At 69.8% G+C, this 26,334-nt stretch carries 18 protein-coding genes; 6 read left to right on the top strand and 12 right to left on the bottom strand.

Translation table 11 applies throughout. The annotated features are described in order from the left end of the window. Window positions 1-38: 38 nt before the first annotated feature. From rsmA to AC1DHX_RS05635, 3 genes are all read right to left on the bottom strand, one after another. Window positions 39-878 carry a 16S rRNA (adenine(1518)-N(6)/adenine(1519)-N(6))-dimethyltransferase RsmA gene (gene rsmA, locus AC1DHX_RS05645; RefSeq protein WP_476859216.1) on the bottom strand — a complete coding sequence of 280 codons (840 nt, stop codon included), beginning with the start codon at window positions 876-878 and terminating at the stop codon, window positions 39-41. Between the two features lie 217 nt (window positions 879-1,095). Beyond that, window positions 1,096-2,241: a ubiquitin-like domain-containing protein gene (locus AC1DHX_RS05640; RefSeq protein WP_476849065.1), complete on the bottom strand. Its 1,146-nt coding sequence runs from the start codon at window positions 2,239-2,241 to the stop codon at window positions 1,096-1,098. Window positions 2,242-2,545: 304 nt separating this feature from the next. Then, window positions 2,546-3,433: a TatD family hydrolase gene (locus AC1DHX_RS05635; RefSeq protein ID WP_476859130.1), complete on the bottom strand. Its 888-nt coding sequence runs from the start codon at window positions 3,431-3,433 to the stop codon at window positions 2,546-2,548. Between the two features lie 177 nt (window positions 3,434-3,610). On the opposite strand from AC1DHX_RS05635, the gene AC1DHX_RS05630 reads away from it, so the two are divergent. The 3 genes from AC1DHX_RS05630 to AC1DHX_RS05620 are packed head-to-tail and all read left to right on the top strand — an operon-like array spanning window position 3,611 to window position 8,852. Continuing rightward, a complete protein-coding gene (locus AC1DHX_RS05630; protein ID WP_476849067.1) occupies window positions 3,611-4,768 on the top strand; it encodes an AAA family ATPase in 1,158 nt (385 codons plus the stop codon). A 14-nt stretch (window positions 4,769-4,782) separates the two neighbouring features. Continuing rightward, complete coding sequence (locus tag AC1DHX_RS05625; protein ID WP_476859131.1) at window positions 4,783-6,312, top strand: DUF58 domain-containing protein; 1,530 nt, start codon at window positions 4,783-4,785, stop codon at window positions 6,310-6,312. Then, the gene (locus tag AC1DHX_RS05620; protein ID WP_476899898.1) at window positions 6,309-8,852 is read left to right on the top strand and encodes a transglutaminase TgpA family protein; all 2,544 of its coding nucleotides are present in this window, start codon (window positions 6,309-6,311) and stop codon (window positions 8,850-8,852) included. The genes AC1DHX_RS05625 and AC1DHX_RS05620 overlap by 4 nt, the downstream gene beginning before the upstream one ends. A gap of 9 nt (window positions 8,853-8,861) precedes the next feature. Here the strand turns inward: AC1DHX_RS05620 and AC1DHX_RS05615 are convergent, their stop codons facing one another. Then, entirely contained in the window at window positions 8,862-10,361 is a 1,500-nt protein-coding gene (locus tag AC1DHX_RS05615) for an NAD-dependent succinate-semialdehyde dehydrogenase (RefSeq protein WP_476859133.1), read from the bottom strand. 292 nt (window positions 10,362-10,653) lie between these two features. Continuing rightward, window positions 10,654-11,475 (bottom strand): 16S rRNA (cytidine(1402)-2'-O)-methyltransferase, encoded by an 822-nt coding sequence (rsmI, locus tag AC1DHX_RS05610; protein ID WP_476859217.1) that lies wholly within the window; start codon window positions 11,473-11,475, stop codon window positions 10,654-10,656. Between the two features lie 204 nt (window positions 11,476-11,679). Between rsmI and AC1DHX_RS05605 the strand changes: the two genes are divergently transcribed. Beyond that, entirely contained in the window at window positions 11,680-13,437 is a 1,758-nt protein-coding gene (locus AC1DHX_RS05605) for a dolichyl-phosphate-mannose--protein mannosyltransferase (RefSeq protein WP_476859134.1), read from the top strand. A gap of 61 nt (window positions 13,438-13,498) precedes the next feature. Further along, window positions 13,499-15,328, top strand: coding sequence for an AMP-dependent synthetase/ligase (locus tag AC1DHX_RS05600; RefSeq protein WP_476856556.1), 1,830 nt, complete (start codon window positions 13,499-13,501; stop codon window positions 15,326-15,328). 21 nt (window positions 15,329-15,349) lie between these two features. On the opposite strand, the gene AC1DHX_RS05595 is transcribed toward AC1DHX_RS05600, so the two are convergent. From AC1DHX_RS05595 to AC1DHX_RS05575, 5 genes are all read right to left on the bottom strand, one after another. After that, a complete protein-coding gene (locus AC1DHX_RS05595) occupies window positions 15,350-16,672 on the bottom strand; it encodes a TIGR01906 family membrane protein (protein ID WP_476899897.1) in 1,323 nt (440 codons plus the stop codon). Between the two features lie 112 nt (window positions 16,673-16,784). Next, window positions 16,785-18,011 carry a L,D-transpeptidase gene (locus AC1DHX_RS05590; protein ID WP_476856558.1) on the bottom strand — a complete coding sequence of 409 codons (1,227 nt, stop codon included), beginning with the start codon at window positions 18,009-18,011 and terminating at the stop codon, window positions 16,785-16,787. Window positions 18,012-18,168: 157 nt separating this feature from the next. Further along, window positions 18,169-19,656 carry an adenosylhomocysteinase gene (ahcY, locus tag AC1DHX_RS05585; RefSeq protein ID WP_476899896.1) on the bottom strand — a complete coding sequence of 496 codons (1,488 nt, stop codon included), beginning with the start codon at window positions 19,654-19,656 and terminating at the stop codon, window positions 18,169-18,171. A 156-nt stretch (window positions 19,657-19,812) separates the two neighbouring features. Then, window positions 19,813-20,046: a hypothetical protein gene (locus AC1DHX_RS05580; RefSeq protein ID WP_476859137.1), complete on the bottom strand. Its 234-nt coding sequence runs from the start codon at window positions 20,044-20,046 to the stop codon at window positions 19,813-19,815. Window positions 20,047-20,139: 93 nt separating this feature from the next. Beyond that, window positions 20,140-20,529 carry a DUF3499 domain-containing protein gene (locus AC1DHX_RS05575; RefSeq protein WP_476856560.1) on the bottom strand — a complete coding sequence of 130 codons (390 nt, stop codon included), beginning with the start codon at window positions 20,527-20,529 and terminating at the stop codon, window positions 20,140-20,142. 155 nt (window positions 20,530-20,684) lie between these two features. Between AC1DHX_RS05575 and AC1DHX_RS05570 the strand changes: the two genes are divergently transcribed. Beyond that, window positions 20,685-21,236, top strand: coding sequence for a metallopeptidase family protein (locus tag AC1DHX_RS05570; protein WP_028277395.1), 552 nt, complete (start codon window positions 20,685-20,687; stop codon window positions 21,234-21,236). 29 nt (window positions 21,237-21,265) lie between these two features. Here AC1DHX_RS05570 and AC1DHX_RS05565 read toward each other — a convergent pair whose 3' ends face one another. Together AC1DHX_RS05565 and AC1DHX_RS05560 are read right to left on the bottom strand one after the other, a co-directional pair. Further along, complete coding sequence (locus tag AC1DHX_RS05565) at window positions 21,266-22,927, bottom strand: DUF5719 family protein (protein WP_476859138.1); 1,662 nt, start codon at window positions 22,925-22,927, stop codon at window positions 21,266-21,268. Further along, window positions 22,920-26,315: a glycosyltransferase family 2 protein gene (locus tag AC1DHX_RS05560; protein WP_476859139.1), complete on the bottom strand. Its 3,396-nt coding sequence runs from the start codon at window positions 26,313-26,315 to the stop codon at window positions 22,920-22,922. Before AC1DHX_RS05560 ends, AC1DHX_RS05565 begins: the two co-directional genes overlap by 8 nt. Window positions 26,316-26,334 lie beyond the last annotated feature (19 nt).

Below are 26,334 nucleotides of genomic sequence, written 5' to 3'. Positions count from 1 at the left end.
CCGCCCCCGGAGGCGCCCATGCAGGGCTCACAAGGAGCTCAGGAGTCCGCTTGTCCGTGGGCTTCGGCGATTCTGGCGAACGCCGCGATGTCGATCACTTCGCCGCGTGCTGTGGGGTCGACGCCGGCGGCCCGCAGGCAGCGTTCGGCCTCGGCGGCACTGCCGGCCCAGCCGGCCAGCGCGGCCCGGAGCGTCTTGCGGCGCTGCGCGAAGGCGGCGTCGATCACGGCGAAGACCTGCTCCCTGGTGGCGGTCGTAACCGGGGGCTCCCGGCGCGTGAAGGCGACGAGTCCGGAATGGATCTTGGGCGCTGGCCAGAAGACGTTCATGCCGATCACGCCGGCCTTGCGCATGCTGCTGTACCAGGCGGCTTTGACGGATGGAACGCCGTAGGTCTTGGAGCCGGGCCCGGCCGCGAGCCGGTCGGCGACTTCATCCTGGACCATGACCAGGCCGTGCTGCAGGCTCGGGAAGTGCTGCAGGAGGTGCAGCACCACGGGAACGGCCACGTTGTAGGGAAGATTCGCGACGAGGGCGGTCGGCTCGACGGGAAGTTCGGTGACCCGCATGGCGTCCGCCAGCACGAGGTGGAAGTTCCCGACGGCGTGCGGTCGCCACGCGGCGACAGTGGCCGGCAGGCGCCCGGCAAGGACCGGATCGATTTCGACGGCGACCACGCTGCGGGCGGCGTCCAGCAGGCCAAGGGTCAGTGACCCGAGTCCGGGGCCGACTTCCAGGACGGTCTCATCGGCCCGGATGTCGGCGGCGTTCACGATCCGCCGGATGGTGTTGCCGTCGATCACGAAGTTCTGCCCGAGGGTCTTCGTGGGCCGCACGCTGATTTCCTCTGCCAGCCGGCGGATATCGGAGGCACCCATCAGCGGTGCGGGCGCCGCTCCGGGCAGGCTTTCGGGGGCGGAGGGGCTCGGTTCAGTCACCTAGGTATCCTATCCCGGCGCCGGTACGCCGCAGGCCGGGTCCGGAGGGAATCCGGACCCGGCCTGTGCTCTCCCCTGGCTGTGGTCGGCAGCCGCGGGAGTCGGGCGTTCAGTGGCGGGCGTTCAGTGGCGGGCAGTCAGCCGCCGGCCTGGCCTGCTAGCTGGAGGCGGCCCAGCCGCAACCCCAGGGCTGCAGTCCGCGCTGGGCGTAGACCCGGTTGGCGACGGCGATCTGCTGGGCCTTGGTGGCGGCCGCGGCGTTCGGGGCGTAGGCGCCGCCGCCCGAGCTGAGCCAGGTGCCGACGTCGAACTGCAGGCCTCCGTAGTAGCCGTTGCCGGTGTTGGTGGACCAGTTGCCGCCGGATTCGCACTGGGCGATCTTGTCCCACATGCCCTGGTTCATCATGGCGGGGGCGGCCGCACCGGTGTTGGCGGCGGGCTTGGGCTTTTCCTTGGTGCCGACAGTGACCTTTTCGGTGACGGGCTGGACGCTGACGGTCTCGGACACCAGGGTCCGGGAGGCTTCGCGGCCATCCACGAGGACCAGCTTGAAGTTCTTGCTGGTGGTGCCGGCGACGCCGGCCTGGGTGACCTTCTTCTCACCCTTGAACATGTCAGCACTCTCGGTGGTGAGCGTTTCGAAGGCGACGGGCTCGGTGGTGTTGGCCGTCTTGCTGACGTCGACGCGGGAGACCTTAATCACCATGTCATTGACCACCGGGGCGTTCCCGGGCTGGGAGACGCGGTCGCTGGCCCCGAGCGAAAGCCCGGCGTCCTCGAGCACTTTGGCGACTGTGGCCGCCGTCGTCGTGGTCGCTGCCGCCTTGCCGTCCGCAACGAGGCTCACCTTTTTAGGCGTCGAGATGGACACGAAGGAGCCGGAGACAGCGAGCTGGGCGTCCTTGGGCACGGAGACCTGCGAGGCGCTGGCCACGCCGAGTTCGGTCACGAGACCTTCGACGGTGGGTGCGGTGGTGGAGATGGTCCGTTCGGCGCCGTCCAGGCTGACCTTGACGGCCTTGGCGAGGTTGACGTTGATGACTGACCCGTCCTGCACGTGGGCGTCCGCCGAAGGCGACACCCTGTCAGATGGCTGCAGTTCAACCTTGGCGCTCTTGACGACTTCCCCGACGGTTCCGCCGAAGGTCTGGACGGAGCTGACTTTGCCATCCACGTTGAGTGTGATCGTCTTGTTATTGCCGACGAAGGCCACGAGGCCCAGCACCAGTGCCACCAGCACCACGAGCTGCGTGCCAACCTTGACGAAGCTGAACTTGCCGTCCGATGTGAAGAACTTGACCACAATTGCCCGAATCTCTTGGACCTTCCGGGCACGGGGAAAAGTGCACGTGGCCATCCCCCGCGAGCGCGCCAACGGCGGCTCCGGACAGCGTCCGGAGCGTCACGGAACATGCGTGCACTGCCTCACCCAAAACGAGAGCGCGCATGTGGTTCGTTGGCCACAATGCACGCCCTGCTGGAGTGAAATTATCCGTAGGCCTTCCCCGACCCCGGCTAATAGTTGACCACTGTAATCGAAGCGTTATAAAGGAACCAAGAATTTGTGCATACCCCGTATCTACACCGGGAGGCTGGATGAGGGCGGTTCAGTCCCAGGATCCGTACGCCAGCACCGTATTTGCGGCGATCTGCGCACACAGCCCGGAAAGCTCCGACCCAGTCACATCGGCCATGGCCCGCACCGTGTACGGAACCATGTAGCTCGCGTTCGGCCGGCCGCGATGCGGGTGCGGGGTGAGGAAGGGTGCGTCGGTCTCGACCAGGATCCGGCTCGGCTCAGCGATAGCCAGCGCTTCCCGCAGGTCCGTCGCGTTCTTGAATGTCACTGTTCCGGCAAAGGACATGTACCAGCCCTCCGCGTTGCAGGTCCGGGCGAGCGCCTCGCCGCCGGAGAAACAGTGGAAGACCACCCGCTCCGGGGCCCCCTCTTCGCGCAGGACCTGGACGACGTCGTCGTGGGCGTCGCGGTCGTGGATTTGCAGCGTCAGTCCGAGCCGTTTGGCGATGTCGATATGGCGGCGGAACGAATAGCGCTGGTGGACCAGGCCCTCGCCCTCGGTCCGGAAGAAGTCCAGGCCGGTCTCCCCGATCGCCCGGATCCTCGGATGGGCGGCGAGCTCCTCGATCTCGGCCAGGGCCTCCTCCAGGCCGCCGCGCCGGGCGTAGCCGGGGGCGTCGTTGGGGTGGAGGGCAACAGCGCCCAGGAGCCGTGAATCGAGGTCGACCGCGTTGACCGTAAACCGGGACGATTCGAGGTCGCAGCCCACCTGCACGGCGCCTTGCACGCCCACGGCGGCGGCGGCATCGAGGGCGTCCTTGATGCCCACCTCAAGCTCCGCGTCGGGAAAATCCAAATGCGTGTGGTTGTCCATGACCGGCACGGGAAGCGGTTCAGGTGCGGGCGGATACCCGCTGCGTCCGGTACCGTCGTGTCCAGGCGACCGGAAGGGGACGGGAGTGAGGGGACTGAGCATTCATCCACCCTAACCGGAGGCCAGATTTCCCCGGAACTCTCTGTCAGGGCCGGCAGTTGTGTTAGTAGTCTGTTAATACTCTGTAATTTCCCCGTTAGGAAACAGGTGAATGCCACTGCGGGGCCCGGCCGCCGCGGGCGGTCAGATCCGGGACCCACCAGGGCTGAAAGGCTGCCGATGGATTACCACCGCACTTCCGTAGACGACATCCTCCCCCAAGGACAGAGCCTCCCGGGCCGCGCTTCCTTGGATCCAAACGCAGCCGGACACCGGCCCCCGCGGCATGAACTGCCGGCCATGGAAGCCGACGCCTTCCACTCAGCCAGCACCCGGATCCTGACGGCGATCAATACGGTCATCGACGGCAAGGCCGAAGCGGCCAAACTGGCGCTCACGGTCCTCCTCGCCCAGGGCCACCTGCTCCTCGAAGACGTCCCAGGGGTGGGCAAGACGCTCCTGGCGAAGACGCTGGGCCGCACCATCGACTGTTCCGTCAGCCGGATCCAGTTCACCCCGGACCTGCTCCCGTCCGACGTCACGGGCGTGTCCATCTACAACCAGGCGACCCGGACCTTCGAGTTCCGGCACGGCGCGGTGTTCGCCAACATCGTCATCGGGGACGAAATCAACCGCGCCTCGGCCAAGACCCAGTCAGCCCTGCTGGAGTGCATGGAGGAGCACCAGGTCACGGTGGACGGCACGTCCTACCGGCTGGATGAGCCCTTCATGGTGGTGGCGACGCAGAACCCCATTGAGATGGAGGGCACGTATCCGCTGCCGGAAGCGCAGCGGGACCGCTTCATGGCCCGGATTTCCATGGGCTACCCGGACCGTGAGTCCGAGATGGAGATGCTCGAAACCCACCAGGCCTCCTCTCCGCTGGCGCGTGTGACGGCAGTGGTCACCGCGGCGGAAGTGGCCGCCATGATTGCCACGGTGCAGCAGGTGTACGTGTCCCGGTCGATCAAGGAGTACACCGTGGCCCTGGGCCGGGCCACGCGGGAAAGCGGGCTTCTCCGGCTCGGCGCCAGTCCGCGGTCCATGCTGCAGCTCCTGCGTGCGGCGAAGGCCACCGCCGCGCTGGAGGGCCGGGACTTTGTGCTGCCGGACGACGTCGTCAGCGTCGCCGAAGCGGTGCTCGCCCACCGGATCATCCTCGACCGCAAGGCGGCCAGCGCGGGTGAGACGCCGCAAAGCGTCATCCGGGCCATAATCGCCAAGATACCCGTCACCCCGGACGTGACGGCCTCACCCAACGGAACCGGCCGCCCTGGCCGGAAGAAGGCCTCGGCCATGGCAGCCGCGCCGCCGCCCAACCTGCCCAATCCGCGCTAGGGAATGGCTCCGCCGTGGCGTTAAGGGATCGGTTCCCCGGGCACTTCTTCAGCAGCCGCGGCTGGGGCCTGCTCGGCGCGGGTGCGGTGTCGTTGCTGGCCGCGCAGATCATGGGGCGCCGGGACCTGCTGGCCCTGGCCGTCCTGTTGCTGGTGCTGCCGGCGCTCGCCCTGGCCGGAACCCGGGTCCTGAAGCCGAGGTTCCGGGTCTACCGCGAATTCAGCCCGTCGCCGGTTGAAACCTCCGCCCGTGCCACGGTGCGGCTGGCCGTCGCGCGGACCGGGGCGGGCACAGGCCACGCGGTCATGGAGGAACACTTGCCGGCCCGGTTCGGCGAATCGCCCGTCTTCCGGTTCCCGGCCCGTGCGGCAGCCGGCGGCACCAGCCGCTATGAGTACCACCTCCGCTCGGCCAGGCGCGGCCAGTTCCTGATCGGGCCCGTCACAGCGGAATTCAGCGATCCCTTCGGGCTCTCCTTCCACCGCCACGCAATTGACGACGGCGACCTCCTCACCGTCACGCCCGCCGCCATCGAGCTGCCGGAGACGGGGCTCGCCGGTGCCCGCGGACACGACGGTGTCACACCCACGCGGGCCCGGGCCAATCCCAGCGACGACGACGTCATGACCCGCGAATACCGCCACGGGGATCCGCTGCGCCGGGTGCACTGGGCCGCGACCGCCCGCCACGGGTCCCTCATGGTGCGGCAGGAGGAATCCGTCACGACCCCCGAGGCGACCATCATCCTGGACCAGCGGCTCTCCGCCTACCCCCACGGGGTGTTCGGCCACAGTGCCCATTCCTCCGGCGGCCACCCGGGCGGCGGGGAGGGGGACGGCCACGACCTGCTGACCTCTGATGCCTTCGAGTGGGCTGTCACGGCGGCGATGTCGATCGGGGCGCACCTCGCGGAACGCAACTACTCGCTGCGGTTCCTGGACAGCGCGGGCGAGCCGGCCTTCCGGCATTCGCCGTCCGCTCCCGACCCGGAAGCCGAGGAATACACCGGAACGGCCGGGCTGCAGTCCATCGCCGAAAGCCTGGCTGCCATCGAGCTTTCCGGCCCGCACCACACCCACCACCACAACCACCCGCACCGTGACCGCACGGGGCCCCGCCCGCAGAAGGCCGCGGCGGGAACCAGCACCGGATCTTCCGCGCCGGGTGGATTCCGCTCCGGGGCCGGGGCGGGCACCGGGAATGCCCCGCACGCCTTCGACGACACCCTGATGGACAAACTTTCCGCCCACCGGCTGCGCGGACCTGTCCTGGCGGTCCTGGGCAGCCTGACCCCGGCCGAGGCCCGGGCGCTGTCCCCGGCCGCCGGGTTCGCCGCGAACGCCTTCGCGCTGCTGGTCACGGACCGGGCACAGGACTCCGGCGACGTGCCCGAGGTGCTGGAGGCGCTGCGGCTGGGCGGATGGCGGGCCCTGGCGGTGTCCGCCCAGAGCTCGCTGCCTGACGCCTGGGCAGCCTTCGACCAGGCAGACCCGGGGATGTCCGCCGGGGCCGACGTCCGCCGCGGCGTGGGAGGCCGGCCATGACGCTCGCCCCGCAACGCAGCCAAGGCACCGGCACGGCCGACGGAGAAGAACCGACGGCCCTCTCCCCCGGTGCGGCGTCCCGGCCGGACGGACCCGGCGCCCGGCCCTGGGTGATGGCGACCGCCGTCGCGGTAGCCGTCGCGGGCGCTGCCCTCGGATTCAACGGCGTCCTGCGTGGCTGGGCCTGGTATTCCCCGGTGTTCAGTACCGTGCTCTCCGTTGCGTTCTCCCTCGCGGTGCTCCGGTCCCTGCGTGCCCGGCCCTGGCTGGTGACCGCCGGCGGCCTGGTGGCGCTGATCGTGGCCGTGACCTTCATCTTCTTCCGGCAGCACAGTATTGCCGGGTTCATCCCCTCCCCGGAGACCATGAACTACCTGGGAAAGTTCCTCCGGCGGGCCAGCGAAACGGTTCTGGCCGAGAGCACCCCAGTGGCCCCCAACGCCGGAATCGTCATGCTGATCTGCGCGGTCCTCGGGCTGCTCGTGATCCTCATCGATGCCCTGGCGTTCCCGCTGGCGCTGCCGGCCACGAGCGGGCTCGGGATCCTGGCAATCCTCGTGGTGCCGGCCATGGTCAAGCCGCAAAGCGTGGGAGTGCTGGGGTTCGTGGGCGCCGTCGTCGGGTACCTGTTGATCCTCGGCTGCAGCCATTGGTACACGCCGGATACCCGCACCCTGGCCGACACCGCCCGCAACCCCGGGCAGCTCCGGCGCGGCACGGTCACGGCCGTCGCGGCGCTGACCCTCACGCTGGTGCTGCAGCTGGTCATCCCGGGTTTCGACCAGGGCACGTTCCCGCAGGGCTCGCGGCTGAACCCGTTCGGCGGCGCCACCGGCCTCAATCCGATGATCAGCCTGGGCAACAGCCTGCGCAGCCCCTCCGGCGAGGGCCGGATCACCTTCGCCACGAACGCGCCGACGACGCCGTACCTGCGCTCGGTGACCGTGGACACCTTTGACGGCGATTCCTGGTCACCCGATGACCGGGAGTCGAGCCGGCAGCCGGGAACCGGCCGGCTCGAGGCCGGGCATGAAACCGCCCCGGCCGAGCTCCGCGTAATTACGGCCGTCAACACCGGCCAGTACACGAGCCCGTACCTGCCCGCACCGTATGCGCCGGAAGCTGTCAACGGACTCTCAGGGCGCTGGAGCTGGGACCCCGCCACGCTGAGCATCAAGGGTGTGGACACAAATTCCCGCGACCAGCAATATGTGGTCTCGTCCGTCACTCCGCAGCTCACGGCAGCGCTGCTGGCGGGCGCTTCCGGGCCAGTGACCGGTGTCCCCGAACTGTTCCTCCGGGAACCGTCGAATGTTCCGGAGGTTGTGCGCAGCACGGCTAAAACCGTGACGGCGGGTGCCAACTCGCCGTATTCGCGGGCCATGGCCATCCAGAGGTATCTGCGCTCCGCCGAGTTCAGCTACTCGCTGCAGTCCCCCGTGCAGGGCGGCTACGACGGCAACGGCCTGTCCGTGCTGGCGGACTTCCTGACCCAGAAGAGCGGCTACTRCATTCATTTCGCCTCCGCCATGGCCGTGATGGCCAGGCTGGAGGGCATTCCGAGCAGGATCGCCGTGGGCTACGCGCCGGGGCGCCCCACGGGGGCCACGGTGGCGGTCTCGGGCCAGGGCCCGCTTCCGGAGTTCGAGGTCGATGCCCGGGACGCCCACGCCTGGCCGGAGCTCTATTTCCAGGGCATCGGCTGGGTCGCGTTTGAGCCGACACCGTCCCGCGGCGTCGTTCCGGCGTACGCCACGGATGCCGCCGCACGCAGCGGTGCCAGCACCAACGACCGCAACGACGCCCTGACCCCCGGTGACGGTTCCACCCAGGCACCGTTCCCGGCCCCCGGCACGGTCCCGCTTCCCGGAGCGGGCACGCCGGCGCCCAGCGGCGCGCAGGCGGCACAGGCGCTGTACAGCGTTGCCGCGGTGCTGCTGCTGGCGCTGCTGGTGGCCTCCCCGCGGCTGGTGCGCAGCGGCGTGCGGCGCCGCAGGCTGAGGACGGCGTCCCGCGGCTATCCCGGCGTCACGGCCGGGACGGCGCTGCCGGCCTGGGCGGAACTGCGGGATCTGGCCACGGACTACGGGGTGGCGCCCGGAGCGAGCGAAACGCCGCGGAATTTCTCCGAGCGGTTGCGCGCCTCGACGGTTTTGGGGGAACCCGGCGGTGCGGACGGGCCCGGCCAGCGGGCCGCGGCGGCCCTGACCGAGGACTTCGAACGTGAGCAGTACGGCCGCCCGGGCGGCGTGGCCGGTCCGGCGCGGACCGCAGGCTCCGCGGATCCGGCCGACTCCGCCGCGGCCAGGATCGCCCTGGTGCAGGCCTCGCTGCGCGCCAACGCCGGCTTCCTGGTCCGGCTGCGCGCGGCCTGGCTCCCGCCGTCGGTCATGTCCGGCTGGCGACGGGCCCTCCGGCTGCCCCGCGGATTCCTCTCCCGGACAGCACAATACTCCCGGACAGCACGACGCACCCGGCGGGGGTTCGCGGGATCCTGGGGAAAGATCCGCAACTCCGTCCGCCGGGTGCGCCGCGGGTAGCTGGCGTGGCTAGCCGGCGTAGGGGTCGGCGATGCCGATGTACTGCGTGTAGAGGTACTCCTCGATGCCCTCGAGTCCGCCTTCGCGGCCCAGGCCGGACTGCTTGACGCCGCCGAACGGGGCGGCGGCGTTGGAGACGACGCCGGCGTTCAGGCCCAGCATGCCGGTCTCGAGCCGTTCGCCCATCCGGATGCCCCGGTTAAGGTCCCGGGTGAAGACGTAGGCCACCAGCCCGTACTCGGTGTTGTTCGCGAGCCGGACGGCCTCGTCCTCGGTGTCGAAGGTGATGATCGGGGCGACGGGTCCGAAGATTTCCTCGGACAGGATCCGGCTGCCCTCGCTCACGCCGGTGAGGATCGTGGGCTTGTAGAAGTAGCCCGGGCCCTCGACGGCGGAGCCGCCGGTCACGGCGACGGCACCGGAGTTCACGGCGTCGGTGACGAGTTCGTGGACCTTGTCCCGGCTCTTGGCATCGATCAGCGGGCCGACCTTGGACTCGGCCTCGGTGCCCCGGGCCGTGGTCATCCCGGCCATCTTCGCGGCGAACTTCTCCGCGAACTCCGCTGCGACGGACTCGTGCACGATGAACCGGTTCGCCGCGGTGCAGGCCTCGCCCATGTTCCGCAGCTTCGCCAGCATCGCCCCGGCGACGGCGGCGTCGATGTCGGCGTCCCCGAAGACGACGAACGGGGCGTTCCCGCCGAGTTCCATCGAGGTCCGCAGCACCGTCTCGGACGCATCCGCGAGCAGCCGGCGGCCGACCTCGGTGGAACCGGTGAAGGACAGCTTGCGCAGGCGCTGATCCTTGATCAGCGGGCCCGTGGTGGCGCCGGCCGTGGAGGTCGGGATGACGTTCAGGACACCGGCGGGCAGGCCGGCCTCGACCATCACGGCCGCGAACAGCTGGGACGTCAGTGGGGTCAGGTTCGCGGACTTGAGCACCATCGTGCAGCCGGCCGCGACCGCGGGGGCGATCTTGCGGGTGGCCATCGCCAGCGGGAAGTTCCACGGCGTGATCAAAAGGCACGGGCCCACGGGCTTCTTGGTCACCAGCAGCCGGGACTTGCCGTCCGGGGAGACCGAGTAGCGGCCGAACGCGCGGACGGCCTCTTCCGAGAACCAGCGCAGGAACTCGGCGCCGTAGGTGACCTCGCCGCGGGCCTCGGCCAGCGGTTTGCCCATCTCCAGGGTCATCAGGAGCGCGAAGTCCTCGGCCCGTTCGGTTACCAGCTCGAAGGCGCGGCGCAGGATCTCGCCGCGTTCCCGGGCCGGGACCTTGGCCCAGGACTCCTGCGCGGCAGCGGCCGCGTCCAGGGCCGCCTTGCCGTCTTCGGGACCGGCGTCGGCAATGCTGAGCAGGACCTTCCCGGTCGCGGGATCCTCGACGTCGAAGGTCTTCCCGGACACGGCCGGACGCCATTCGCCGTTGATCAGCAGACCCGTCGGAACGGACGCCAGCAGGGCGCTCTCCCGGTCCGCGGAAACAATAGGCTGGGCAGTTACAGTCACAATGACTCCCTCGTCAGCAATTCGGTTGAACTAGTGTGGGCACAAGTTTTTTGAATGAGTTTTCGTTGTAGGCGCTCGTTCCCACAGGCAGGCACGGGCGTCTGGATTACTGCCACGCTACTGCCGCGCTCACTGGCAAGTCTATGCATGCGCGCACTACTGTATCCAGACTATGCTGTGCAGCTGCACAACCGTTCTGCGTGCGCGTGGAGCCCGGTTCCGGCCGGCCCCCGAGGCAAGCAGCGCGCCGGAACCCGCCGCCCGGCACCCACCACCTGGCTCAGCGCACGGCTCAGCGCGCGGCGAGGACCGCGGCATAGAGTTCGCGCTTGCTGACCTTCGCGTCATCGGCCACTGCGGCGACAGCCTCCTTCAGCCGGATGCCCTGGGCTATCAGCCCGTTGACGGCGGCCACATGATCCTCGGGGCGGCCGGGTTCGCGTTCCGGGGCGCCGCCCACCACCACGGCGATTTCGCCGCGTACCTCGCTGGACTCGGCCCATTCAAGCAGTTCGCGCAGGGTGCCGCGGATGACCTCTTCATAGGTCTTGGTGAGTTCGCGGCAGACGGCGGCCCGGCGGTCGGCGCCAAAGCTCTCACGCAGGGCCCTCAGCATGGGCTCCAGCCGGTGCGGCGCCTCGAAGAACACCATGGTGCGCCGCTCGGTGTCGAGATCGGCCAGCCGCGAGGAGCGTTCACCGGCCTTGCGGGGCAGGAAACCCTCGAAGCAGAAGCGGTCCGTCGGCAGGCCCGACAGGGCCAGGGCGGTCAGCACGGCGGAGGGTCCCGGGGCCGCGGTGACGGTGAGGCCGGCCGCGACGGCGCCTTCAACCAGCCGGAACCCCGGATCAGAGACAGAGGGCATGCCTGCGTCGGTCACCATCACAAGAGTCTTGCCGGACCGGACCTGCTCCAGCAGGTCAGCCGTCTTGGCTGCCTCATTGTGCTCGTGATAGCTGATGATCCGGCCGGCCACGGTGACGCCGAGGTTCTGCACAAGGCGGTGCAGCCTCCGGGTGTCCTCCGCGGCGACGATGTCCGCCGTCGCGAGCAACTCCATGAGCCGCGCCGAGGCATCGCCCGCATTGCCGATCGGCGTCGCGGCGAGAACGATCCTGCCGGAACCGCCAGGGGCGAGAACACTGGCGGAAACAGCGGCGGAATCAGACGCGGAATCAGGGGCGGGAACGGCGGCGGCGGCATCGCCGTCGAAGGGAGGATCGAGGGGAGGAAGGGGGGAAGGGCTGGGTTCGTGGTCCACAGGACCAGCCTACTGCCGCCGGGGCGGGGGCCTGCGAGCACAGCTGCGAAAGGTAGCATGGGCAACGTGACCCAGACCCCCACGCGGCAGCCCGAGACTGGCCCCGATGCATCGCCGGCAACAGGTCCCAGCCGTCCCGACGGCCGGGCAGCCGGCAAGGACCGGAGCCGCTTCAGCGCCGGCCGCAACCTTGAAGGGCACCGCTGGATCGGCCGCCCCGCCGAGGCCAACACCCCGGAGGCCCTCAGGGAACGCCTGATCGGCGGCCTTCAGAGCTGGCGGGACTACCCGGCGTCGCTTCGGCTCTGGTACTGGCTCATTCCCGTCCTGACGGCCGCGCTGGGCGGCGTCCTGCGGTTCGTCCGGCTGGACACGCCGCGCAACCTGGTCTTTGACGAAACGTACTACGTCAAAGACGCGTACTCCTTCCTGGTCAGCGGATACGAGCGCAGCTGGCCGGACCGGGCGAACGACTCCTTCATCGCCGGCCACCCCGGCGTGCTGCTGAACACGCCGGAGTACGTCGTCCACCCGCCGGTCGGCAAGTGGATGATCGCCGCGGGCATGTGGCTGTTCGGGGCGGACAACCCCTTCGGCTGGCGGTTCGGTGCCGCCCTGACGGGGACGCTGTCCATCCTCCTGCTGGCCCTGATCGCGCAAAAGCTCTTCCGCTCGCTCACCCTGGGTGCCGTGGCCGGCATCCTGCTTGCCGTGGACGGCCACCACCTGGTCATGTCCCGGACTTCGCTGCTGGACATCTTCCTGATGTTCTGGATCCTCGCCGCGTTCGGGGCCCTGCTGATGGACCGCGACGACGGCCGGAGGCGGCTCGCTGCCCGGCTCGGCCGGCAGGCCGCGGCCTCCGCCACGGGGCGGCCCTCGGCGCTGCAGCTCACCTCCGGGCCCTGGCTCGGCATCCGGTGGTGGCGCCTCGCGGCGGGCGTCTGCCTGGGCCTGGCGGTCGGCACGAAATGGTCCGCCCTGTTCTTTCTGGCCGGATTCGGCCTGCTGACCGTCTTCTGGGACCTCAGTGCGCGGCGCATAGCCGGCGTGCATGCCTGGATCAGCGGCGGCATCCTCAAGGACGGCATCCCGGCCTTCCTGAGCATCGTTCCGGTGGCCGCCCTGGTCTACGGCGCCACCTGGACCGGATGGTTCCGYTCCACGGACGCCTACTTCAGGCACTGGGCCGACGCCAACCCCTCGGCCGAGTGGGGCTGGCTGCCGAACGCCGTACGGTCCCTGGCGCATTACCACCTGGAGGCCTACAAGTTCCACCAGGGCCTCAGTGCCGACCACCCCTACGAGGCCAGCGCCTGGAGCTGGCTGGTCATGGGCCGGCCCACGTCCTTCTTCTACGAATCCCCCGGGCAGGGCACCCCGGGCTGCGAGCTGACCAACTGCACCACCGCCATCCTCTCCGTCGGCAACCCGTTGATCTGGTGGAGCGCGGCCGTGAGCCTGGGTGTCCTGCTGTTCTGGTGGGCGGGCCGCCGCGACTGGCGCGCCGGCGCAGTCCTGGCCGGAGTGGCCGCAGGATATCTCCCCTGGTTCATGTACCCGGAGCGCACCACCTTCTTCTTCTACGCCGTGTCCTTTGAACCGTTCCTGGTGCTGGCGCTCGTCTATTGCCTGGGGCTGGTGCTCGGCCAGCGCGCCGACCCCCTCTGGCGCCGGCGGTCCGGGTTCTACCTGGTGGCGCTGTTCGTGGTGGCGGCCGTGCTGGTGTCCGCGTTCTTCTACCCGGTCTGGACGGCCGAGGTGATCCCGTACCAGGACTGGCGCATCCGGATGTGGATGCCGTCCTGGATCTAGGGCAGGATTGCAGGGGAATGTCCGCCGAACTCCGGGCGGACCAGGAAATGGAGACTCGGCTGTGAGAGAAGCAAGCACCGGACTGCTCGTGGAGCTGGACCCGGAGAGCAACGTGACCGACCTGCTCCTGGAGCAGCACGCGAAGGATCCCGTGCACGCCCTCTACTCCCGCAAAGGCCCCGCCGGCTGGACCGACGTCTCCGTCCAGCACTTCCTGGAGCAGGTCACTGCCCTGGCCAAGGGCCTGATCGCCGGCGGACTCACGCCGGGCGAAACCGTCGCGGTCATGTCCGCCACCCGGTACGAGTGGACGGTGGTGGACTTCGCCATCTGGTTCGCCGGCGGCGTCACCGTCCCGATCTACGAGACCTCCTCCGCGGCCCAGGTCGAGTGGATTCTCCATGATTCGGGGGCCCGGCGGGTGTTCGTCGAGGACCACGCCAGGGCCGCCCTCGTCCAGGGCGTCCTGGACGCCTCCACCGTCCTCGGTGACCGGCTTGTTGCCGTCGTGCGGATGGAGCACGACGGCGCCGCACCGAACCTGGCAAGCATGGCCGCGGCCGGCACCGGGGTGACCGACGCCGAGCTGGAACGCCACCGGACCGCGGCGTCCCTGGCGGATGTCGCGTCCCTGGTCTACACCTCGGGCACCACCGGCAAGCCCAAGGGCTGCGAGATCACCCACGCCAACTTTGCCCTCGTGGCCAAGAACATCGTCCTGTTCCTGCCCGAGCTCCTCATGCAGCCGCGTTCCCGGACGCTGATGTTCCTGCCCCTGGCGCACGTCCTGGCCCGGGCGGTACAGGTGGTCTGCCTGAGCTCCGGATCCACCCTCGGCCATACCGCCAGTGCCAAAGAGCTCCTGGACGACCTGGACAGCTTCAAACCCACCTTTCTGCTGGTGGTCCCCCGGATCTTCGAAAAGGTCTACGCCGGAGCCGCGCAGAAGGCCGACGCCGCCGGCAAGGAACGGATCTTCACAGCCGCAGCGGCGGCCGCGATCGACTACTCCAAGGCCCTCGACGCCGCCTCCCGGGGCAACGGCACGGGCCCGGGGCTCCTGCTGCGTGCCCGGCACGCAGTCTTCGACCGGATCCTGTATCCCAGGCTCCGGCAGGCCTTCGGCGGCCAGCTGCGGTACACGGTCTCCGGCGCGAGCCCGCTGAGCTCCAACGACGCCCATTTTTTCCGCGGCGTGGGCATCCCCGTCCTKGAAGGCTACGGCCTGACCGAAACCACGGCGCCCTGYACAGCCAACACCCCGGCSCGGACCAAGGTGGGCACCGTCGGCATCCCGGTGCCGGGCACCACGGTCCGGGTGGCCGACGACGGCGAGATCCTGGTCAAGGGCATCGGCGTCTTCAAGGGCTACCACGCCAACGAGGCCGCCAACGCTGAGGCCTTCGTGGACGGTTTCTTCCGGACCGGCGACCTCGGCTCCCTCGACGAGGACGGATTCCTGACCATCACGGGCCGGAAGAAGGACCTGCTGGTCACAGCCGGCGGCAAGAATGTCGCCCCGGGCCCGCTCGAGGAGAAGATCCGGGAGCACCAGCTGGTCGGACAGGCCGTGGTCGTTGGCGACGGCCGGCCCTTCGTCTCGGCACTGGTGAACCTGGACCCGGAAGGACTGCGCAACTGGTGCGCCGCCCGGAAGGTGCCCGTCATGGCGCCGGCCGAAGCCGCCACGGACCAGACGGTCCGGGCCGCGATCCAGGAAGCCATCAATGCCGCGAACCTCACGGTCTCCAAGGCCGAGTCCATCCGCAGCTTCGTCATCCTGGACGCCGACTTCACCGTGGAATCAGGGCACCTGACCCCCTCGCTCAAACTCAAGCGGGCCGCCGTCGTGCGGGACTACGAACAGCACATCAACCGCATCTACGGCTGACCCCGGGCAACCGGCCCGTCGTCAGACGGTGTGCCGGGTGCGCGCCGGGCCCTCTGCGTCGCTGCCGGCCGTGCCGTCCGCCGCGGGCGCAGCCTCGGCGGTGGCGCCGGCGCCGGCATCAGTATCGGTGCCCTTGGACGTGGCGGCGGCCTTCTTGCCGAGGCCGCGGCGCCGGCGCGTGGGCCAGGTCAGGACGAGGGTGACCAAGGAAGCGASCAGCACGAGGCTTCCGATGACGATCCCGGCGTCCATCCAGAACTGGCCCGGGAAGAGCCGGATCAGGGTGTCCTGGAGCGTAAATGTCCAGGTCCCGTTGGCGAAGAAAATACGGTGGAAATCGGTGAAGAACTGCTCCCAGCCGAGTACCGCGAGGGTCCCGAGGCCGGTGATGAGCGCAAGGGTGACGATCGAGCCGGCGAACAGGCCGCGGCGGACTCCCCCGTTATGGCGCCGCTTGAGGTAGATCACGGCCACCAGGCCCAGCAGGATCAGCAGGGTACCGGCGCCGAAAGTGGACAGGATCACGGCCTTGACGTCGGCCATGTGGCTGACTTCGCCGTCCTTGAACAACCGCTCCCCGCTTTGGTCCACAAGATCGCCGAGGTACCGGGGGCCCGACCAGTTGCTGAGGTAGTCCACCGCGTAGGAACCGTACGTCATGCGGTCATCGGTGCTGAAGCCGTAGCCGTCACCGGGGAAGCCCGGACGGTTGTATTCCACCCAGAGGAACAGGGGGCTGGTCACGGCGCGGACGGCGAGCACCAGCAGGATGACCGGGTAGAACACGGCGAGCAGCACCTGAAGCACCCGCGGGAGGACGGGCTTGGCCTTGGCCGCCTGCTCGCGTTCGGCATTACGGCGTTCGGCGTTGCGGCGTTCGGCTTCGTCCTCGGGGGCGGTGTCAGGACGTGCGCCGGCTGATGCGCCGGCTCCTGCCCCGCGCGCCTCGTCATTCGACGTGGCAGCATTCGACGTGGCCACGTCCGACGGGGAAGTATCCGACGGCCCCGTGGCGGCGGCCTCGGCCGCCTTGCGGTCGGCGCGGCTCTCCGGCTGGCTGGCGGTGGGCGTTGCCGACGGCGCTGCCGTGCCCTCTGCTGATCCCGCTGCTGCGGCTGATCCTGTCTTGCCGGCGGCTGCGGCCGGCCCTGCCGGGCCGGCTGCCGTGCCCGCCGTGGGCTTGCCGGCGGCTGCGGCCGATCCTGCCTTGCCGGCTGCCGTGCCCGCCGTGGGCTTGCCGGCGGCGGCCGGCTTCATCCAGTCGAACGCCGGTTCGTCGGTGTCGTCCGACGGGTCCAGGTGCGGATCCGGCCGGTCGGGAGGGGTGGGACTCTTGTCAGTCACGTGGAGCTTCGCTTCCGTAGGCTTCTGCGCTGCCCGGCCTGCGCCCGGCTGCGCAACTTATCTGGCTCTGAGCCTACCGTCAGAGGATTGGGCTCAGCGAGGTGCCACCCCGTCAGTTGGCGTATTGGGCCCAAGGGATGTTCCAGTCCCCGAAGCCGTCGTCGAAGTTGGCGTACTCCCCCTCGGTGTTCACCACCTGGACAACGTCGCCGGTGGTCATATTGTCGAACACCCACTTCGCGCCGTCCGGGCCCAGGCCGATACAGCCGTGGGAGAGGTTCGTCTTGCCGATATAGGGCATCGCGGACTCCGTGGCCTGGTGGATGAATTCCCCGCTGGGCGTCAGGCGCGTGGCGTAGTTGACGTCCAGCTGGCCGTAGTAGGCCGGGTCCCCCGGTTTGAGCCCAATCGTGGAGGCATCCATGTGCTCCACACGGTGCTTCTCCATAAACACGAGGAAGCCCCGTGCCGACGGGAACCGGGTGTCGCCCATGGTCGCCGGCCAGTGTCCGGCCGGCTTGTCGTTGATGCTGACCGAGAACGTGTGGGCCTTGGCGTCGGCGACGGCCACCTTCTTGTCCCCGATATGGACCGTTACTGTCTTGTTGAAGTTGCCGACCTGCCCGTTGCCGAGCTCGACGCCGAACAGCTTCATGTCCATGGTGATGGTGCTGTTCGCGGCCCAGAAGGCCTCCGGCCGGTACCGGACAGTGTTGTTGTTGAACCAGTGGAAATCACCCACCTGGCCGGACGTCGAGGTGATCTTGATGGCCTTTTCGACGGCGGTCCGGTTCAGGACCGGCTCGCTGAAAGTGATCTGCAGGGGCTGGGCCACACCTACCTTCATCCCGTCCAGGGGGTATATGGCGGCGTCGGCCTCGTTGGCGGTCGAAACGGTGGTGAACGCGCGCGTGCTGTGGGTCTCGCGTCCGGCGTCGTCCACCACGGAGTACGTGAAGTTATACCGCGTGTTGAATGTCAGGTTGCCGGAGGACGTCCAGGCGGACCCGTCCGTGCCCAAGGTGCCGTCAACGGTGTCGCCGTCATCGCTCGTCAGGGCCACGCGGTCAATCCGGCCGTTCGTGACCTTGAGGGAAACCGGCGCCGCAGGGTTGACCTGCTTGGCGCCGTCGGCGGGCGAGACGGCCAGTTCTGCGGGGGCGACCACCGGGACGGCGAGTCCCGGCGTCGTCCGGGACGGGGACCCGGCCTCGGAGGAAATCCCGGACTGGGCCAGCCCCGGAGCCGCCGCGGCGAAGGCTCCGCCGCCGGCTGCCAGGGCACAGAGCACCCCCAGCAGGGCGATCTTTCGGCCGGTACTCCAGGTTTTCAGGGCCATCACAGGACCCGGGCGTTTCCACACGTCATCCTGCCAGCATAAGCGAATTACCTTGGAACCCCGGCCCGATTCGACCACGATCCGGTTACAAAAGTGCCCCCAAAACGGTCACAACAAAGGGCCCCGGACCTTCGTCCGGGGCCCTTTGGGAGGGTTCCTAGTAGCGGTAGTGACCGGGCTTGTACGGTCCGGCCACGTCGACGTCCAGGTACTCCGCCTGTTCCTTGGACAGCTCGGTCAGCTCCACATCGAGGGCACCCAGGTGCAGGCGGGCGACCTTTTCGTCCAGGATCTTGGGCAGGACGTACACCTGGTTCTCGTATTCCCGCTCGCCCTCGGGCTGGCCGGCCTTCGTGAACAGTTCAATCTGGGCGATCGTCTGGTTGGCGAAGGAGTTGCTCATGACGAACGAGGGGTGTCCGGTGGCGTTGCCGAGGTTCAGCAGGCGGCCTTCGGACAGGACGATGATGGAGCGGCCGCCCTTACCCGTGGCCGGGTCAGCTTCGAAGACCCACTCGTGCACCTGGGGCTTGATCTCGACCTTCTTGATGCCGGGGACCCGCGCCAGCCCGGCCATGTCGATCTCATTGTCGAAGTGCCCGATGTTGCCCACGATGGCCTTGTCACGCATCTCGGCCATGTGCTTGGCCATGATGACGTCTTTGTTGCCCGTGGTGGTGATGAAGATGTGGCCTTCGCTGAGGACGGATTCCAGCTTGGCGACCTGGTAGCCGTCCATGGCCGCCTGGAGCGCGCAGATCGGGTCGATCTCCGTGACGATCACGCGCGACCCCTGGCCGCGGAAGGCCTCCGCTGCGCCCTTGCCGACGTCGCCGTAACCGCAGACGACGGCGACCTTGCCGCCCATCAGGACATCGGTGGCGCGGTTGATGCCGTCCGGCAGGGAGTGGCGGATGCCGTACTTGTTGTCGAACTTGCTCTTGGTGACAGWGTCGTTGACGTTGATSGCCGGGAASRGCAGCTTGCCCTGSKCCGCCAKCTGGTACAGGCGGTGCACGCCCGTGGTGGTCTCCTCGGTGACGCCGAGCAGGAGGGCGCCGATGCGGGTCCATTTCTGCGGGTCGGCCTCGAGGGATGCGCGCAGCACGTCGAGGAACACCCGGCCTTCCTCGGACTCGTCCTCGGCGGCGGCGGGGACAGCGCCGGCGGCCTCGAACTCGACACCCTTGTGCACCAGCATGGTGGCGTCGCCGCCGTCGTCCAGGATCATGTTCGGGCCCAGCTCAGGGTTGGCGTCGGCGCCCGGCCAGGTGAGGATCTGCTGGGCGGTCCACCAGTATTCTTCCAGCGTCTCGCCCTTCCAGGCGAAGACGGGGACGCCCTGGGGGTCCTCGACGGTGCCGTTGCCGACCACCACTGCGGCGGCGGCTTCGTCCTGGGTGGAGAAGATGTTGCAGGACGCCCAGCGGACTTCGGCGCCGAGGGCGGTAAGGGTCTCGATCAGCACCGCGGTCTGGAYGGTCATGTGCAGGGATCCGGCGATCCGGGCGCCCTTGAGCGGCTGGCTGGCGCCGAACTCCTCGCGCAGGGACATGAGTCCGGGCATCTCGTGCTCGGCGAGGCGGATCTGGTGGCGGCCCGCCTCGGCCAGGGAAATGTCCGCAATCTTGTAATCGAAAGTCATCTGAGTCCTTTGTTGTGGCCGGTGGCATCGCGTGTCTGGAGCTGGGCGATTCTGGATTGGAGCAGGATCTAAGCAGTCATTCGGTGCCGCGGGCCTCCCTGATGGGTGCCCGGCGGCGTTTTGGGGCGGCTATTCCGCGGCGTGGCGCGGGGCGCGCTATTCCGCGGCGTGGCGCGGGGCGGCGTCGTGCTGATCAGCGGGGGCCGCCGCGGCGGCGGGCAGCAGTTCCGGCGGCAGCAGCAGCGGGATGCCGTCCTCGATTTTGTACCGCAGCTTGTTCCCGGCGCCATCTGCCGTGACGGTGACGAGCTCGTCGCCTTCCTGCACCAGGCCGGAGCCGGTGACGGGGCATCGCAGGAAAGACAACAGTTCGGAACTGAGCTTGGGCATGGTGAACGCTCCCTGATGGGCGCCGCAACAGGGCGCCGGTGGCTGAGTGGCTGACGGCTTTTTGCAGTTTCCACCCTACCGCCAGTTGACGCCTTAGGAAGGTTCGCGCAGGACGCGCAGATGTCCGCGCCGGACGCCCTCGGCCGGGGCCGGTGCCTCCAGCGCCGGGTGCAGCGTGCGCTGCCCCTTCGCCGTTTCCCCCGCAGCCGGACGGGAGGCCGCTTCGCGGACCGCGTTGGCAAGGGCCAGGAGGTCGTCGGGGCCGGGGCCGGCCGGGGTTGCGGGCATCGCCAGCCGCATTACTTCCCAGCCGCGCGGCACGGTCAACGAATCGGCGTGCTGTTCGCACAAGTCGTAGCAGTGCGGTTCGGCGTACGTCGCCAGCGGGCCCAGAACGGCCGTGGAGTCGGCGTAGACGTACGTCAAAGTGGCCACCGCAGAATTGCGGCAGGCAGACCTAGAACAAATACGAATTGCACCCACGACATCACAGACTACTCCCCCTCGGACTGGAGGCTGCGCATTGAAACGGCAGTGGTTATGCCGCGGCGCGGCCGCGGCGGCGCGGCGGCGGCGCGGCGGCGGATCGCCGTCGGGGCTGTATCGCGTATTTCATTGCGCGGGTTTAGAGTCAAGATATGCAGTCATCGCACCACGATTCGGGTTTCACGGTCCGGTTGGCTGACCCCGACGCCGGACGCACAGGCGCCGGTTCCGGCCCCGCCGGCGCGCCGCTGGCCGGGTCGCCTGCCGCCGTCCAGGGAAAGACCTTCCGGCAGCGCCGCAGGAACCGGCACGGCCGGGGCCTTCGCGGCGAACTCATACTCCCCACCCTGCCCGGCTACCGGACCCGCTCCGACCGCTTCGATGACTTCGTCCTGGACTCGGCCCAGCGGCTGCACGACATCTGGGGCAAGCCGCTCGACGGCGTCCGCTTCGCCGTTGACGAGATCCCCCCGGGCCTGGAGCAGCTCGTGGCGGACCGCACGCCCGCGCCGATGGGCGCTTTCACTGCTGCCACGGCCGAGGACGGACCGGTCATCACGCTGTACCGCCGGGTGGTGGAGCAGGTATGCGGAACCCGGGACGAACTCCAGGACCTCGTGCACGACGTCGTCGTGGAATACACGGCCGAGATGCTCGGCGTACCCCCGGAGTCCCTCGACCCCGTCTACCGCCGCCGGTACTAGCCCGAGCCTGCGTCCGGCCTGCCCCGGGCCTAGTAGCCCAGCGTGACGGGGACCTGCCGTTGTCCTGCCGCTTCCGGCGCCAGCGCCACCGCGGAAATGTCCTGCCGGCCGTCCCGCGCCAGAACAAGTGCCCCGTACGCCGGATCCCCGGCGGCGGACACCACATAGCCCACGAGCGGCGAGCCGCCCACGTCAGCGGGGATCTTGATGGAAACGGTGGTTCCGCCGGCAATGTCGGCGGTGCCTGCGGTCCGGATCTTGCCGTCCGCAGTGATTGGCGTGTAGGTCACGGTCGCCCGGCCGGCGGGGGCACCGAGAACGAGCTGCCGGTCGCCCGTGCGCGGAACCGCAACGATGTGCTGGCTGCCCAGCCGGGCCGAGGCGGCGGAAAACGCGATGTCCGCCGCGTCCCCGGCCTGCAGTCCCCGCGTGAGCCGGGCAGTGGCCGCAAACGAGACATCCGAGCTCGCCGCCACGGTGTAGGTCCCGGCCGGGACCCCGGCCAGGGAAACCTCCGTGACCGCGCCGGCCTTCGCCGTCACCACGCCGCCGCCGGGCAGCGCCTTCTGGCCGTCGGGACCATACAGCTTGATCTCGACCACGGCGTCGGTGGCCCCCGGCACGGCGACTTCGAGGGCCGGTCCGGCGTCGGCGAAGCCGGGCTTTGCCTTGAGCGCGGCCAGCGCCGCGGGATCCTGGATGTCGAGACCGGCGGCCACCTGGCTGACGGACGGGGCGGTGCCGGGGGTGATGAAGTCGACGCCGCCGGGCGTGAGGCCGCGGAGCACGCTTTGCTGGATCACGGCAGCCACCGGGCCGCCGGTGCTGCGGACCCGCACGCCGAGCCGTTCCTGTCCCGGCGCGAGCCCGGCCAGGATGATGGAGCGGGTGGTGCCGGGCGCCACCAGCAGGCCGCGGCTTCCGGGAGCCTGKATCGGGCCCTCGGAGCCAAAGAGGTCCAGGCTCACCGTCGCCGGCGTGCTGGAGGCATTGGTCAGGTTCAGGACCGCCGACCGGCCGAGCGCAGTGTTGGCTCCGACCAGCCAGAGATCGTTGCCAGGCTGCTGGCACGCGGCAGCCGCGGAACCCTGGAGGTCCCCGTCCTCGGCCGTGTAGCTCAGGACGGCGCCGGCAGCTGCCTGGTGGTTGTTTTGGGCATCGGCGCTGAGGACGCTGATGTTGTCCACCTCGCGCTGGGGCACGACGCCGGCGACCAGCACGGGCGTGCGGGCCGCAGCCGCGGAAGCCGGGGGCGCGGAAGCTGTGGGCGCGGCGCCCGGCGCGATGTCGGCGAGGGGGGCGCCTTTAAGCGGGGCGAGCCGGCTGCCGGGGATGATGCCGGCGCTTGAGCCGAGCACGGCGGCGCTGACGGCTGTCTTCGCGGTGGCGGATTCCGGACTGAACTGGGGGTCGGTGCCCACGGGGGTGCCCTCAAGCAGCCGGGCCGGGCCCGGGCAGACCCCGACGCTGCTGCCGGCCGGAACCGCGGCGACGGGGGCCTCGAGCTGCCTGCTGGCGGGGTTCTGGGGCGTCAGCGACGCCGCCGATACCAAGCCGCCGCCCGCGGCAACGAGGGCCACCGCGGAGAGGATGCCGCCGATCACTCCGGCCCGCGGCAGCCGCCGCTTCCGCGGCGACGGACCCGTCTCGGCTTCCGTTTCGGTTTCTTTTTCGTTGTCGCCCTTAGACATGCTGATGTTCCTTACGCAGGGAGGCTTCGTCCCTGGACAGGCCGGTGTTGGACCGGCGGGCAGGCATGGGCACGGCGAGGAGGACGGTCAGCCCGATCATCACGGCCTGCGCAATCCCGATCAGGACGGCCCACGGCGCTTCGTAACGGATGCTCAACTGGCCTCCCTGGGCCGGCAGTGTGAAGGCCTGCGACCATCCCGACGTCGTTGAGGTCAGGCGGCGCCCGTCAAGCCAGGCGCTCCAGCCCGGATCGGCCCGCTCGGCGAGCACCACAAGGCGGCCTTCGGGGCCGGCCGGGACCGTGCCGGCCGCCGAGACTTCTTCGGACGGGAGCAGTCCGATGGCGGCGCCGCTGCCGTCCACTACCCTGACCCGGTGCGCGACGTCGGAGTCCGTGATGCCGGGCCGGTCCTGCGGGCTGACCCGCCAGAGCCAGCCCGTCCCCGTCTGGCCGACGGCGACAAGTCCGGGGACTGCGTCCATGCGGCTGGCCGTCAATTCGGAGGCTGAATCGGCAACCCGGAGCACGACAAAGCCGACGCCGAGCCGCTCGAGGTCCTCCCGCGGATCCACGCCTTCGCCGGCGACGATGGTGGCCACGACGTTCCGGAGCGATCCGGCGACGGCATCGTCGTCGCGGACCGTCTCCTGGCCCGGCGCTCCCATGATGCCGCGGGCGGCGGCGATCGTTGAGAGCGCGTCCAGGGTGGTCCCGGCTCCGCGCATGAGTGTTGCGTCGAAGCTTCCGTCCTCGTTGCTGGCAATCAGGAGTGTCCTGGACTGTTCCGGGCCCTCGCCGCGATCAACCGCCGTGGCGGGCAGCGTGCGGGCCTGGGCAGGCTGGACGAGCCTCGGGGTCCCGAGACCGGAGGGTCCCGCGGTGGCTGCCGCTGCCTGTGTTGGTGTCTGCGACGCGGGCTGCAGCAGGTTTTGTGCGGTCCACACGGTAAACCCGGCCAGGGGCGCGGCCAGCAGCAGGAGCATGGATGCCGCGGCCGTACCGCGGACCAGGACCTTCCGTGCCAGCCCGGAACCGGCGGTCCGGTCGGCGGCGTCCAGGAGCCCTTCGGCTCCGATCAGGGCAGCGCCCAGGAACGCGAACGCGGCCGCCGAAACGGCGGGGCCGGGGAACGGAGTGACCAGGACCTCGGCGCTGGCGCCGGAGGCGACATGCCCGGCGAGCCAGCCGCCGGCCAGCATCAGGACGGCCACGGCCCACAGGCCCCGTGCCGTCCGGGTGCGTCCGGCCAGCACAAGCCGGCGCGGCATGAAGAGTGCGGCCAGGGCCAGCAGCAGCACCGGCAGCCCCAACAGCAAGGCCAGCAGCAGTGCCCACGGCAGACCGGCCGGCCCGGCGGAACCGGCGGCGGACCCGCCGAAGGCGCTGAGCCCGGTGAGTCCGGCGCCGGCGTCGAAGTTCAGTGGCTGTCCCAGGGCCTGTTGCCACAGTGGGGCGGCGTCGAAACCGAGCGGCAGGCCCGGGTCGGCCAGGAGCGCCCGCGGCCGGTCCAGGACCGAGAAGGCGAAGGGCAGGAACAGTGCCAGGCTGGGCAGGAGCGCCCACCAGACCGTGCGGCCGCGCCGGCCCAACAGCACGCCGCAGAGGGCCACGACGGCCATGGACGGCAGCAGGAGCGAGGGCGCCGCGGCGGTGACTACGGCCAGGGCGAGGCCCGCGGCGGCCGCAGCCGTCCACGACGGCGTCCCGTTGACACCGGGACGGGCGGCCGGCGTGGGGATGGGCCGTCCCTGCCCCGGGGCCGCGACGGCATGGATGCCGCGGCCCGCGGCCGTGCCGGTCGCCCGGAGCAGCGCCAGGACGACCACCGGGATCATGACGTGCGCGACCAAGGCGCCGAGCCGGCCCTGGTTCACGGACACCTGGAGTGCCGGCGCCGCGGCCCACAGCAGGGCGGCCGCAAGGCGCAGCCTCCGGCGGGCAGTCAGGGCGCCGGCAGCGAACCACGCGCCCAGCGCAGACAGCGGCATGGCGAGGATCAACAACCAGCCCACGCCGCCGTTGGCATCGCCGGCACCGAGCACACCGAGCACCCACAGCAGGTAGCCAAAGGGGTCGCCGTGGCCCGGCAGGCCCGCGCCCAGACTGATCCACCAGGTGGAGGCATGGTTCCAGATTTCGGAGAGGCGCAGTGATACGGGGATCAGCGCGCCGCCGGAGACGGCCGGGGCCCGGAACAGGCTAAGCAACCCTGTCAGGGAGACCGCCAGGGTCAGGAGTATGGCCAGCACCGCACCGCTGCCCACCCACCCGCGGTCCGGGGTGGCGATGGCGGCGAAATCGTCAGCATTGCCGGTGTTCCCGGTGGGCTGCTCGGCCAGCGGACCGGCACCTGTCAATTCGCTGCCGAAGTCGTCGGCGCCGAGCGCCTCAATCAGGGAGCGCCGGTGCGCCCAGACCTCACGGCGCGGCGTCTGCAGTCCCTTCATGACTGAGCGCCGGATCCGGCGGGTGCGCGCGGCGTTGCGGCGTCCGCGGACCACCGCCGCCGGGCGGCCCAGCGCGGCAAAGGTCGCCAGCAGTTGGGAGAACCCGTGTCCCGGGTCCTTAACCGCAATGCTCAGGACGAGTTTGAAGAGGCTGCCCAGGAGGGCGCCGGCCGCGTGCAGCGGGACTTTCCAGCCGGCCGCGTGCTTGAGCCGCAGGTGCACCTGTGCCTTGCGTGCGGCCGTCGCGTTGCCAAGGGCGTGGGGACGGTGCGAGACATGGAACATCCGGGCGCTGGGGACCACCACCACGCGGTGCCCGGCGAGACGGTTGCGCCAGCAGAAGTCGACGTCGTCGCCGCTGCCGGGCAGGGCCGGATCGAAGCCCCGGAGCTCCTCCCAGATGTCGCGGCGGACCAGCATGCCGGCGGAATTGACCGCAAAGGTATCGCTGCGGCCGTCGTACTGGCCCTGGTCGAGCTCGTCGGCGTCGATCAGCGTCAGCCGCTCGGCCCAGCGGCTCGTGGAGAGCCCGACGTCGATCAGCCGCCGCTCGGCATGCCAGTCCAGCTGCTTGCAGCCTGCAACCGTGACCGACGGCGCCCGCTCGACCGCACGGAGGAGTTCGGCCAGGGCCTCGGGTGCCGGTGCGGCGTCGTCGTGCAGCAGCCAGATCCAGTCGGTGCCCGGCGCCGTGGCGGCGGAGCCCTCCGCAGGCCACGGCGCGAGGGCCTTGAGCCCGGCCATGACGGCGCCACCCATGCCGGACCTGGGCTGGTCGAAGACAGTGACGTTGGCCTTGCCCAGTTCCTGTTCAAGGAGGGCGGCGGAGTGGTCGCGGGATCCGGTGTCGACACCGATCACGGCGTCGGCGGGCCGTGTTTGGGCCGCCAGCGCCGCAAGGGTCCTGGGGAGAAAATCACCGCCGTCGTGGGAGACCACGACGGCGGTGACTCGTACT

The organism is Arthrobacter sp. 05N33_2 (genome assembly GCF_056397425.1).
Note: the sequence above shows the minus strand (reverse complement) of the source record. Positions and strands in the feature narration are given on the sequence as shown.